Raw genomic sequence first — 14,260 nt, 5'->3', positions numbered from 1 at the left:
TCACTTAACGTAGTGGTGTTGCCTGCACTGTCACTAACGCTTGCTTCAATAGTGAGTGGACCATCAGTTAACGCGTTCGGTACATCTGCTGACCAACTGCCATCGGCTTGTACTGTTGCAGTAAACGTTTCTGTATTATCTGCATCCGTGACGTTAATCGTTATAACCGTGCCTGCTGGCGCGTTCGATGTCCCGCTAATTGTTGGCATGCTGTTATTCGTGGCGCCGACTGTGTCTAACGTCAACGTTGGCGCTAAGGTATCTAGGTTGCCCGTTTGTGTCGCACCGCCGGTGTTACCTGCATCATCGGTGATACTGGCTTGCACGGTGTAGCTTCCATCCGGTAATTCAGGACTGGTTGCTTGCCAATCACCGTTTGCATCCACGGTGGCGGTGATGGGGTGTTCATCACCGTTGCTGTCGGTAATAACAATGTTTACAACCGTGCCTTCAGGCTCTGTTGAAGTACCACTAATCACTGGGGTGCTGTCGTTACCCAAGCCCAGTGCATCAACGGTGACAACTGGCGTAATAGTATCCACATTACCACTGCTGTTTGCTGTGCTCTCGTTGCCTGCCGCATCGGTAATACTCGCGCTTACAGTAAAGTCACCTTGTGCAAGCGCACTGGGGATTTCAATATCCCAGTGGCCATCACTTTCAACGGTGGTGGTAATGGTTTGCACGACGCCGTCGCTGTCGGTCACGGTAAGTGTGACTGTGCCACCAACTTCGGTACTGGTGCCTTGTAATGTCGGTGTTAGGTCGTTTACATCGCCTACATTTTGTATCGTAAGTGTTGGCGCTTGCGTGTCGATAGTGGCGGTTTCACTCACGGTGGTTTCGTTGCCGACACTGTCGCGTACGCTCACTTCAATCGTGCTTTCGCCTTCGCTTAGCGGTGTACTTGGTGTAGCACTCCAATCGCCATTTGCATCCACAAGCGCTGTGATGGTTTGTGGGTTGCCTGCGCTATCAGTAACCACTATGGTCACTTGCGCCCCTTCGCCTGCATCACTTGTGCCGCTTATGATTGGCGTGTTGCTGTCGCTTTGTGCTGCAACATCAACCGTGAGTGTTGGCGGTGTGTTATCAAAGTCATCTGAGCTAATTGTCCGTGTATTACCTGCGGCATCGGTGGCTGTTGCGATCACTGAGCCAACATCAAGTAACGATACATCTAATCCGACTAATGACCAGTTGCCATCTGCATCTGTTGTGGTGGTGTATGTTGCACCAATACCACCGCCTACCAGTTGCTCGGTAATGGTAATTTCACTGCCTACTGGCAAGTCAGACGTACCACTTAAAGTAACCAATAAACCAAGTTCAAACGTTGGCGTAAAGGCTAGCGCCGGTGGAGTAATATCCACTTCGCCACTGTCTGTGCCTATGCCTGTGTTACCTGCCGCATCGGTGATGCTGGCGCTGACGCTATAATTACCTTCGGCTAAATCAGTCGTTGGTGCCGCACTCCAGTTACCATTGGCATCGGTTTGTACATCAATGCTTTGAGTAGCATTTGCTGCATCTGTAAACGTCACCGTGATGGTGCTGTTAGGTGCATCACTGGTGCCTGTCACAGTTGGCGTGCTGTCGTTAGTGAGTACTGGCGCATCCACGCTCACACTTGGCGCTGTGGTATCGATGTTACCGCTGGCGGTAATATCGTTGCTGTTGCCCGCTGCATCGCTAATACTTGCTTCGATGCTGTATGGCCCTTCAGCCAATGCAGTCGGTACTTCCACTGAGAGGTTGCCATCAGCATCAACCGTGGTGGTGAACGTTTGCTCGGCCCCTAAATCATCCGTTACGGTGAAGCTGATCACTGTGCCCTCAGGGGCATCACTGGTACCGCTTAACGTTGGGGTTACGTCGTTACTTGAACCTGGGCTGGTTAACTCAAGTGTCGGTGCAACAGTATCTATTTCTCCTGCGCCTGTGGCCGTCGCGGCATTACCCGCCGTATCGCTTACGCTTGCAGTTACTGTATAACTGCCTTCAGCAAGTACTTGTGAGGCGGCCACACTCCAGGTGCCATTAGCCCCGAGCGTAGTTGTAACCGTATGAGTAACGTTATTGCTGTCGGTGATTTCAACCGTCACGGTACTACCTTGCGGTGCGTTCGCGGTACCAGTGATCGTTGGAGTGGTATCGTTTGTTACGCTCAGTGTATCAACTTCAATCGCTGGCATAGTGGTGTCAATAATACCGGTTTCAGTGGCACTGCCTATATTTCCTAGGCCGTCATCTACCTCGGCGGTTACCGTGTATTCACCTTCAGCTAAATCAGTTGGTGCATCAACGCTCCATACGCCACCGGTGACGGTCGTATCAACAGTCGTAATATTCCCTGCACTGTCTTCAAACGTTAAGCTGATGATAGTGCCATCTGCTGCATCGCTTGTACCATTAATAGTTGGCGTGGTGTCGTTGGTATCAACCAAGGCATTAATGCTAATACTTGGTGCGGTGGTGTTCAGTGTCGCGGTTTCACTTAATGTGGTGGTGTTACCGGCGCTATCGCTCACGCTGGCTTCAATAGTAAGCTCTCCATCAGCTAATGCTGTCGGTACATCTGCTGACCAACTGCCGTCGGCTTGTACTGTCGCGGTGAACGTTTCGGTTGTGGTGCCATCGCTCACACTGATATTTATCACTGTGCCCACTGGCGCATTGCTGCTTCCGCTGATAGTTGGGGTGCTATCGTTGGTCGCGCCCACGGTATCCAGTGCCAATGTCGGTGCTAAGGTATCAAGAGTGCCTGATTGAACGGCGCCGCCGGTGTTTCCTGCCGCATCGGTAATGCTGGCTTGTACGCTGTAGCTTCCATCTGGTAACTCAAGACTAGTCGCTTGCCATTCCCCGTTTGCATCAACGGTGGCGGTAATTGGATACTCATCACCATTACTGTCGGTAATAACAATATTTACAACGGTGCCTTCAGGCTCTGTTGAAGTACCACTAATCACTGGGGTGCTGTCGTTACCCAAGCCCAGTGCATCTACGCTCACAACTGGGGTGATGGTGTCCACATTACCATTGCTGTTTGCTGTGCTCTCATTGCCTGCAGCATCCGTAATACTAGCGCTTACTGTAAAGTCACCTTGCGCAAGCGCACTGGGGATTTCAATATCCCAGTGGCCATCACTTTCAACGGTGGTGGTAATGGTTTGCACGACGCCGTCGCCGTCGGTCACGGTAAGTGTGACTGTGCCACCAACTTCGTTACTGGTGCCTTGTAATGTCGGTGTTAGGTCGTTTACGTCGCCTACGGTTTGAATGGTTAATGTGGGTGCTTGCGTGTCTAACGTAATTGTATCTGTAACTGTTGTTGTATTACCGGCTTCATCAGACACACTTACTTCTATGGTGTTATCACCTTCATTTAAATCTGTTTGCGGCGTTACTTCCCAATTACCATTTGCATCTACTGTGGTGGTAAGTGTTTGTTCAACTCCATTTTCATCTGTAATAACCACCGTGATACTAGTACCAACTTCTGCATCACTAGTACCTGAAATGGTAGGCGTTGAGTCGTTGGTTACAGTATCAAAGTCAACGGTTAAGCTAGGCCCTGATGTATCTATGTTGCCTGTAGCCGTATCTGAAGCACTATTTCCTGCTGCATCAGATACTTCAGCTTCTACAGAATAATCGCCCGAGGCCAACTCTTGAGAAAGTTCAACACTCCAATTACCATCGGCATCTGTTGTTGTGCTAAATGTGCGAACAACCCCTTGAGAATCAGTAACCGTTAAATTTATAACTGTGCCTGCAACTACGTCAGTTGTGTTACCAGAAATAACCGGTGTTGTATCATTACTTGTTTCTAGTTCATTTACTTGTATGGTTGGAGGCGTAATATCAATTACAGCATCAAGCTCTGCATTTGCGCTTCCACCACCTATGTCTGTTACTGTCGCACTAATTAAAATGGTGCCTTCAGCCAAATCGGCTGGCGGAGTAACACTCCATAGCCCGTTTTCATCAACAGTTGTAGTTAAAGTAATTACTGCACCCGCAGAGTCAGTGATCTGAACTTCAACCGGCGAGCCAACTTGTGCATTAAAAGTATCACCATTTATTTGAGGGGTTTGATCGTTAGTTTCGCCGATAACATCAATGGTAATAGTCAATGCGCTTGTATCAATTGTGCCTGAAGCACTTGCTGTGCCTTCATTACCAGCGCTATCACTAATACTTGCATCTACAGAGTAGGTCCCTTCAGCTAAAGCCGCAGGTACTTCTACTGTCCAACTTCCGTCTGCAATTACTTGTGCTGAAATTGTTTGTACTGCACCATTAGCATCGGTCACTGTTAAAGTTATGGTTGAACCAGCAGGCTCCCCGCTAACCGTGCCTGAAATGGTCGGTGTTGTATCACTCGTATCGCCTAGTGCATTAATAGTAACTATTGGCGCTGTGGTATCAACCTCCCCCGTTGTTGTGGCTGTGGTTTCATTACCTGCGGTATCGGTAACCGATACTTCAACGGTAAATTCGCCTTCACTTAATTCATTTGGTACATCAACACTAAAGGTGCCATCGGCTTGTACTTCTGTGGTTATGGTTTGTGGGTTACCTGCTTCATCCGTAACTATAATAGTAACAACCGTGCCTTCTGGTTCGCCCGTTGCGGTGCCTGAAATAGTTGGTGTTGTATCGTTGCTATCCGCCAGTGCATCAATCGTAATATTTGGTGCGGTATTATCGATAGTTCCCTGTGCAGAAGCTTCACTTTGGTTACCTGCTTCATCACTAATGATGGCATTAACACTAAAGTCACCTTCAGCTAACTCATTAGTAGTATCGACTGTCCAGCTACCATCGGCTAGCGTTTGTGTTGTAATTGTTTGTGTATTACCACCAGCATCTGTAACGGTTAACGTAACAGTTGTTCCGGCTGGTACATTTTGTACAGAACCTGAAATTGTTGGAGTAGTATCGGCGCTATCTGGGATTGTATTAATTGCTATAATTGGAGCTGATAAATCAATTGTTCCACTAACAGTATCGCTTGCTTCATTACCCGCAGCGTCTGTTACTGTTGCTGTAATTGTAAAATCGCCTTCAGCAACAGCTTGAGTTGCACCTACTTGCCAAGTTCCATCTTCTGACACAACCGCCGTCAATGTTTGTGACTCACCATTTGCATCAGTAACTAAAACACTAACAAGGCTACCCGGTGCTACATCACTCGTTGTTCCGCTAAATGTAGGCGTTGTATCGTTTGAATCAGCAAAGTCATTTATTGCAACTAAAGGAGGGGTGGTATCAACTGTGCCTAATTGTGAATCTTGAGCTGCGTTACCCGCATTATCAGATACATTAGCTGTTACTGTAAAATCCCCCTCACTTAAAGCAGTTGGAATCTCAATACTCCAAGTACCATCAGCACTTATAGTAGTCACTAACTGTTGCTCTACTCCTAGACTATCGGTAACAATTAAAGTTACTTCACTGCCCGATGCTAATCCTTGGGTAGAGCCTGTAAGCGTAGGTGTTGTATCGTTTGTATCTGCGATATTGTTAATAGTCACACTTGGTGCAGTTAAATCAACCGTACCTGTAACGGTTGCAGTACTGCTATTGCCAGCAGTATCACTAACACTCGCTGTTACTGTGAAATCTCCTTCACTGAGATCTGCAATAATATCCGCTGTATATGTACCATCGGCATTTGTAAGTGTTGTGAGTGTTTGTTCATTGCCTTCACTGTCAGTTATTACTAAGGTAACTTCTGTTCCTGCTGGTACATCAATTACGTTACCACTTACTGATGGAGTTACATCATTCGTATCCTCAATAGGATTAATCGTGATTGCAGGATCTGTTAAATCAATTTCTCCAGTTTCACTTGCAGAAGCTGTATTACCCGCAGCATCAGTTACAGTTGCAACCACACTAAACTGGCCTTCAACTAATTCATTACTTGCCTCAACTGACCAGCTTCCGTCAGCACCAGTAACTACTTGCACGGTTTCTGCTACGCCATCGCTTCCTGTAAATGTAACGGTTACTACCGCACCAGGCTCTACGTCTTGGGTAGAGCCGCTAATTGTTGGTGTTGTATCGTTAGTATCAATAATAAAATTAATGCTTACAGTTAAATCAACATTACCTACTGCACTTGCTTGCGCCTCATTGCCCGAGTCATCTATAACCGCTGCAACTACAGTAAAGTCGCCCTCAGGCAGAGGGGTTGTTACTTGTGCAGTCCACGAACCATCTGCTTGCGTCACTGCTAGTAATGTAAATGTGCTGCCATCGCTTGCAGTAATAGTTAAAGTGATGGTTGTACCTGCAGGCACATTACCGGTGTTACCACTTAAAAATGGAGTGGTATCGTTAGTATTAGCAATTGCATCGATTTGAATTGAGATAGGAGCAAACGTTATTTCGCCGTTTGTTTGCGCAGATGCCTCATTACCCGCAGCATCTGATACTGACGCAGTTGCGGTAAATTCACCACCTGGCAAGATTTCATTAGCATCAACACTCCATGTGCCATCTTCATTTAATAAAGTAGTTAAAGTTTGTACGTTACCGTTAATATCGGTTACTAATACTGTAATAACAGAGCCCGCAGGAGCGTCTTCCACCCTACCAACAAATGTTGGTGTAGTATCGTTAGTATCAGCAATTGCAGTCACGGTAATATCTGGGTTTGTTAAATCAACAACACCTTGGTTATTTGCTTGGGCTTGATTACCTGCAGCATCACTTACACTTGCATCAACCTCAAACTGCCCTTCAGCCAATGGCGTAGTTACGTCGATAGACCAATCCCCATCAGCGTTAGTTTGGGTTAATAATGTTTGAGTTTGACCATCAAAATCGGTAATAACCACACTAATAATAGAGCCTGCAGGTACATCTTGCGCGTTACCTGTAATCGTTGGCGTGGTGTCTTGAGTGTCGTTAATATTATTAATTTGTACCGAAGGCGCCGTTAAATCAATTACTCCTGAATCACTTGCTAATGCTAAGTTTCCTACACTGTCGCTTACTTGTGCATCAACAGTAAAATCACCTTCAGGTAAAGGAGTCCCTACTTCTACACTCCAGCTTCCATCGGCTTGGGTAACTGCAGTTAATGTTTGTATTTGTCCTGCACTATCTGTAACAGTAATTGTTACTTGCGTGCCCTCAGGAACACCATTTGTTGTTCCAACAAGTGGTGGTGTTGAGTTATTTGTTTCATCAGTTACATTTACGGTGATTACCGGAGCAGTTAAATCTACATTCGCTAAAGCTTGGTCTATAGCTTGATTTCCAGCTGCATCAATCGCAACAGCGCTTACGTTAAACTCCCCTTCAGATAAAGGTGAGGTGGTAGTAATTACCCAATTTCCTTGAGCATCAACCTGAGTAACTATTGTTTGTACCGTACCTGCACTATCCGTTAACGTGACTGATACATTATCCCCAGTATTCAAACCAGATACTGTCCCTGTCACTGTCACTGTTTGCGAAGCAGAATCGGCAACAGGATCAATAGCAATAAGTGGAGGTGTTGTATCAACCTCAATTGAAATAGTGTCGTTTATAGGATTACCAACAGGATCCGTCGCTTCAACAACAACCGTTACAGGGCCATCAGCAATTGGTGTTGGTAGGGTTATTTCAAAGGTACCATCAGGGCCAATTACAACACTAACTACTTGAGAGTTTCCATCAACATCAGTTACCGTTACATTAACCGTTTCGCCAATTAAGTTTTCGCTCGTACCGGTAATTGTTGGTTGTGATGAGTTAGTAATACCTATCTCATTAAGTGAAATAGAAACAGTAGTTGAATCAGGCACAATACCGTCAGAGGTATCTCTTAAATTAAAAGCTTCAGTAGCGCCTTGATCAAAAGATGAATCAAAAGTAACACTACTAGGGTCAACACTTTCAGAAATTCGGGTTAGCTGTACAAACGAACTGCCTCCATCTGCACCCGCAGCGTTACCGCCACCAGCGGCTGTTGCCTCTAAATTATCTAAAATGTCCCCATCACCTTCTAACGCATCTAAAAAATCTGTTATATCAGAATTAGCTGCTGTTGATGGGTCTTGCTCTGCCCCTAAATCTAAGCTTGCAATTGCTTCATCTAAACTTTCATCAAAAACGGTTGTTTCGCTAGAATCTCTGGCTTCTTTAGTTAATAAGTCTGGTGTTATTTTTACCTTTTGATTTGCGGGTATAGATAAGGTTTCACCTTGCACATCAATTTGTAGAGACGATTTAATAGCAGTAACAACTAAATCCCCCACGGTGATAGTGTCACCAACATTTAATGCTCTTATTGACCCATCATCCAGCACAACACCTGCCGAGCCTTGAATATCAATAACTACCAGTTGATTTGCTTCCATTTTGGTACCCTCAAACTTTTTAAAATAACAATCTAATAAGTTAAAGGTAGGACAAAAAAGCCACATAGATACTGTACTCAAGTACAGGTTTAGAAGAAAAATTCAAAAATAAAAAATCAACAAGAAAGTGGTAGAAATTTTTCTTTATGCTAACCAAAACGATTACTTGCAAAAATAGTATTCCTTTACTAAATACTTAAGGGAGTATTTTCGGTCTTAACAGGATCTAAGAGGAAGAAATGATTACAAAAAACACTTTTAAGAAACATCAAGGGACTATGTTAATCGGACTAACGATTACAGCCGCAACTCTACTAAACTATGTGCATGCAAATGAACAATCAGCAATGCCACTTACCTATGTCTCAAGTAAAGCGATTGAAAACAATCCTGAAGTACAAGAAGCATGGCATGCTTTTAAATCTTCGATTTATGGAGTAGATGCAGCCCGCTCAGGTTATTTACCAAGTGTTGATGTATCAGCAAGCGCGGGGTATGAAAGAAGAAATTACGGTGTTGAAGAAGAATATAACCGTAATACGGCCGAGTTAAGTGTTACTCAAATGCTTTACGACGGTTTTAGGACCTCTAATACTGTTGATCGCTTTAAACGCATTCAACTCATTAGGTACTTTGAGCTTATTTCTCAAACAGAACAAACAGCACTTGAAGCCTCAATAGCCTTGCTTGACGTACAAAAATTCAAAGAGTTAGTACAACTTGCAGAAGCAAATTTACAAGAGCACGAGTCTGTATATCAACAAATAGAACAAAGTGTAGGAGCTGGTGTAGCGCGCGCTGCCGATCTAGAACAAATTAGTGGGCGCTTATCTTTAGCACAATCTAACGTATTAACGGAGTACTCAAATTTACATGATGTAAGCGCTCGCTACTTAAGGGTTGTAGGAGAGCTTCCTATGAACGACATAAAGCAAGCTGACCTTGATGAAAAAAATATACCAATTTCAGTTAATCAAGCGCTAGACGTCGCTTACAAAAATAGCCCTTCGTTTTACGCCTCTTTGTATAATATTGAAGCACAAAAAGCGAACGCAAAAGCACAAAAAGCAGCGTTTCATCCTAACGTAGATTTATCTGCCCGCTACGGTAGCCAAGATAGAGATGAACTTGGTCAAAATGAAACCAGAACAGAAGCGCGAGTCGGCATCGATATTAGCTATAATTTATATAATGGTGGTCTTGATAATGCCAATTTAGAACAAGCCTATCAGGATATAAACATTGCAAAATATCAACGCGATCAGTCTTGTATTGATATTCGTCAGAGTCTGCAAATTGCTTATTACAACGTCACTATATTAGAACAAAAGTTACCGGCGCTTGATCAACATCGTGCATCATCAACCAAAGTTAAAATTGCATATAAGGATCAATTCGATATAGGCCAACGAACTCTACTAGACGTGCTTGATGCCGAAAACGAATCATTTCAATCAACACGTTCATACATAGTGGCGCTTTACGACCGTCAATCAGCTATTTTAACTATGTTAAAAGAAATGGGAAAATTACTGCCAGCGCTTAACGTGATGTCAGATAAATACCCTACATTAAAAGAGCTAACTGACGACCCTATTGTTCATAACGCACAAAATATCTGTCCGAGTTACGATGTAGCAACCACCTTTAGCCGCAAGGCATTTCTTCAAAAAAAAGCTAAGCAAGATAATGCATACATGAGTGTATCGGCTATGCCAAGGTACTTAGATATACCGCTGGAAACCGACACGACAGCAGATAGCTTTACCGATGATGATGGTGACGGTGTACCAAATGAGCAAGACACTTGCCCAAGCACACCTTTGAGTACAAATGTAGATTTATCTGGTTGCACAATTTATAGCGCATCAACCTCAAATATAGAAATTGGTATTCCTTTTTCTGCTGACTCAAGCGATGTAAGGTCTCAATATATTCAAGAAATTAGTCGGCTTGCAGATTTTTTAAAAGAGAACCCAACTAAACAAGTTGAAATACAAGGTCATGCTTCTCTAGATGGAGACCGTAAATATAACCGTAAACTATCAGAAAAACGTGCGTTTGCCGTAGCTGAAATTCTGATTAAGCAATTCGATGTAGAACCTAAACGTGTTAAATCGTTCGGGTATGGCATCGATCAACCACGTGTAAACGAAATATCAGTAAGAGCAAATGCTGCGAATCGACGTATCGAAGCTGTAATTACTGATATCTAAGTCAATTAACGTTATGTAAATAACCTAAACTCAGCATGAAATATTTAAGTCGAGTTTAGGTTTACTAGTAACAATCGTATGCAGTTCTACATAACATTGGATGGTGTATGGAATTAAACGATGTACTTGATCATGGTGGCATCCTCGTTGACTGCCTAGCAGTTTTATGTCGTCATCATGGTAAAGAGTTTTCAAGAGAAGCACTATTAAATGGACTTCCTCTAACTGATGGAAATCTTACTCCATCAGGTTTTTCGCGCGCAGCAAAGCGCATTGGCTTTAAATCAAAAGTAGTTAATAAGCCACTACAAAAAATTAATACAGCACTGCTACCTGCCATCTTAATTTTAAAAGATAACCAAGCCTGTGTTATTAATTCTATTGATTACGATAAACAGTTGGTGAGTGTAATTTACCCAGAACTTACAGAATCAGTTATCGAACAAAGCATTGATGAGTTAGCTGCTAACAGTGTAGGTTTAGTTATTTATGCTCAACCAGAGTTTGCATTTGATGAGCGAACACCTGTACTTGAAAAACTATCAAAAGACGGATGGTTTTGGGGAGTAATTAAAGAATGCCGCTCACTTTATAAAGACGTAATTATTTCGGCTGTTGCTTTGGGCTTTTTGTCGGTTGCTATGCCTTTATTTGTAATGAACGTATATGACCGCGTAGTGCCCAACCACGCAACAGAAACCTTATGGGTACTTGCCATTGGCATTTTAATAGCACTCACTGCTGACTTTGTTTTGCGCTTGGTAAGAGGCTACTTTGTAGAGCTTGCTGCCAGTAGAATAGATGTCAAAGTATCGGCTGTAATAATGGAGCGGGTATTAGGTATGAAACTAAAAAACCGCCCATCATCCGCAGGCTCCTTTGCTAGCAACATTCAATCATTTGAAGCTGTACGTAACTTTTTTAGCTCCATAACACTTGTCGCATTAGTCGACTTGCCATTCGTAGTTTTGTATTTAATTGTAATTGCCATTATTGGCGTACCTCTAAGTTTACCTATTATAGCGGGTGCACTTATATTATTAGCTTACGCTATAGCCGCACACCGCAAACTTGAGGCTCTTTCAGAACAAACAATGAAAGCAAGCTCAATGCGAAATGCTGTATTAGTCGAAAGCTTAACCAATATTGAAGATGTAAAGAGCTTTCACTCAGAGTGTAAAACACAGTCTGTATGGGAAAAGTCGACCATTTACATTGCACAAGTAAACGCACATAGCCGACTCGTTTCTAGCTCTATATCAAATACAGCATCATGGATACAGCAATGCGTAGGCGTAATAATAATGATAATAGGCGTACACCTCGTTATTGAAGGTGAGCTAACTCAAGGCGGGTTAATTGCAGCCTACCTATTATCGTCTCGTGCTATGGGGCCAATCGGGCAGTCTGCCGCTGTTTTAGCACAATATCATCATGCCGCAATAGCAATGCAATCACTGAACGAAATTATGGAAAAAGAGGTCGAGCGTCCACCTGGTAAGCATTGGTTAAGCCACCCTATTTTAAAAGGCGATATAGAATTTAAAGATGTATGTTTTAAATACTCTGACGAATCTCATAATGCGCTCAACGGCGTTAGTTTTAAAATTAAAGCCGGTGAAAAAGTCGCCATTTTAGGACGTAATGGCTCAGGTAAAAGTACATTAGAAAAGCTTATTTTAGGACTATACGACCCCTGTTCAGGATCAATTTTGATGGACAATAATGATATACATCAAATTGACCCAGCTGAGCTTCGTCATAATATTGGCTACCTACCACAAACCGTTGCTCTGTTTTATGGAACCTTGAAAGACAACCTCACCATGAGTGCTTGGCATGCCAAAGACGAGCAAATTATTGAAGCCTGTGAGCGAAGCCAATTATTTGATTTAATTAATTCGCACCCAGACGGATTTGATTTACAAGTAGGCGAGCAAGGTCGTCAATTATCAGGTGGGCAGCGCCAAGCTGTAGGTATGGCAAGAGCCATAATTAACGACCCTCCTATACTATTACTAGATGAGCCAACCTCATCACTAGATCATAATAGTGAAAGTAAAATTATTAATAATTTAAAGGGTTATTCTAAAGATAAAACCTTAATCGTGGTGACTCACCGCTCATCATTACTTGAGCTTGTTGACCGAATTATAGTTTTAGATAACGGAAAAGTAGTTGCTGATGGACCAAAACAAAAAGTAATTGCAGCGTTAAATAATAAGACAGTGGAGCAAGCCTCATGAGTGACAATAAAAAACCACTTGAACAGCGCTCCTTTGAATCTGTTAGCAGAGTAATAGAAGCAAGAAAAAAAGGCAAGCCATCAATATTTAATAAACTATTTAAAGGATGGATTTCTCCGCCTAACAGCCAAGACTGGGTAGTAGATGCTCAGTGGGAAAAAATGCAACAGGAGCCAGCAAACGCTAGGTTATTGCTCTATTTAATTTGTTTAACGTTTATATGCCTTATTGTGTGGTCTGGCTTTGCTAATTTAGATGAAGTTGCTCGTGGTGAGGGGCGTGTTATTCCCTCCAATAAATTACAACTTATTCAATCTTATGATGGTGGTATGGTCGAAAAAATAAATGTAAAAGAGGGGCAAATAGTAAATGAGGGTGATGTACTCATTAAAATAGACCCTACCCGCTTTATTTCTAGCTTTAGAGAAAACCAATCCAAAGTTGAGTCGTTAAGCGCAAAAGTAGCGAGACTCAGAGCACTCACTCAAAAAAAGGAGCTCGTATTTAGTGAATCTGTTATTAAAAATGCGCCTAGAGTTGTGCAACATGAACGTTCTCTTTATTTGAGTAACAGCCAAGAATTAGAGCAACAAGTAAGTATTCACAAACGCCAACTAGAGCAGCGACACCAAGATTACATTGAAGCCAAAGCGGCACTTGAGCAGCATACGAGCGCGCTGCGCTTAACAAACAGAGAGCTCTCTGTTACTCGCCCATTGTTACGCACCGGTGCCATTTCGGATATAGATATTATTCGTTTAGAGCGCCAAATAGTTGATCTAAACGGCGAGATAAACAGAACCAAGGCAGTTATAAATAGGAGCCTTTCGGCCATTAACGAAGCTAAAAATAAAGTAACCGAAGTTGAACTCGTTATGATTAACCGTTGGAACAATGAACTATCCGAAGCGCTACTTAGACTAGATTCAATTAAAGAAACTGAATCTGGCTTGGCCGATAAAGTAACTCAAACTGAAATACGTTCTCCTGTTAAAGGCACTGTACAGCGATTATTAGTTAATACTGTTGGCGGTATTTTACAGCCCGGTAGCGATGTTATGGAAATTGTGCCGCTTGACGATCAACTTGTAGTAGAGGCAAAAATTCCGCCTAAAGACATTGCATTTTTACGCCCTGGGCAATCTGCGATGATAAAATTTAGTGCCTACGACTTTGCCGTATATGGAGGCCTTGAGGCAGAGGTTTTACATATTAGCGCCGATACCATTACAGATGACCGTGAGAATACCTTTTATTTGGTGCAACTAAAAACCACCAAAAATAACTTTTCAAAAGAGCTGACTATTATTCCAGGAATGACCACTCAAGTGGATATTATTACCGGTAAAAAAACCATACTTGAGTATCTTTTAAAACCAGTTCTTAGAGCTACATCGCAAGCAATGACAGAGCGTTAAGCATTTAATAAATG

Annotated in this window: 4 protein-coding genes; 3 read left to right on the top strand and 1 reads right to left on the bottom strand. The window is 43.0% G+C overall.

Annotated elements, in window-relative coordinates:
• Positions 1–8,366, bottom strand: an 8,366-nt coding sequence (locus I6E69_RS10905; protein WP_197121244.1) for an Ig-like domain-containing protein, incomplete at its 3' end; no start/stop codon positions are given.
• A gap of 239 nt (positions 8,367–8,605) precedes the next feature.
• Between I6E69_RS10905 and I6E69_RS10900 the strand changes: the two genes are divergently transcribed.
• The 3 genes from I6E69_RS10900 (at position 8,606) to I6E69_RS10890 (ending at position 14,246) form a co-directional block, all read left to right on the top strand.
• Complete coding sequence (locus I6E69_RS10900; RefSeq protein ID WP_197121243.1) at positions 8,606–10,582, top strand: TolC family outer membrane protein; 1,977 nt, start codon at positions 8,606–8,608, stop codon at positions 10,580–10,582.
• Between the two features lie 107 nt (positions 10,583–10,689).
• Positions 10,690–12,828 (top strand): type I secretion system permease/ATPase, encoded by a 2,139-nt coding sequence (locus I6E69_RS10895; protein ID WP_182693281.1) that lies wholly within the window; start codon positions 10,690–10,692, stop codon positions 12,826–12,828.
• Positions 12,825–14,246, top strand: a complete 1,422-nt coding sequence (locus I6E69_RS10890) for an HlyD family type I secretion periplasmic adaptor subunit (RefSeq protein ID WP_197121242.1) — start codon at positions 12,825–12,827, stop codon at positions 14,244–14,246. Before I6E69_RS10895 ends, I6E69_RS10890 begins: the two co-directional genes overlap by 4 nt.
• The last annotated feature ends 14 nt before the right edge of the window (positions 14,247–14,260 follow it).

Source organism: Pseudoalteromonas sp. NZS100 (genome assembly GCF_015864815.1).
Lineage (GTDB): Bacteria > Pseudomonadota > Gammaproteobacteria > Enterobacterales > Alteromonadaceae > Pseudoalteromonas > Pseudoalteromonas distincta.
This window is presented reverse-complemented; position numbering and strand designations above follow the sequence as displayed.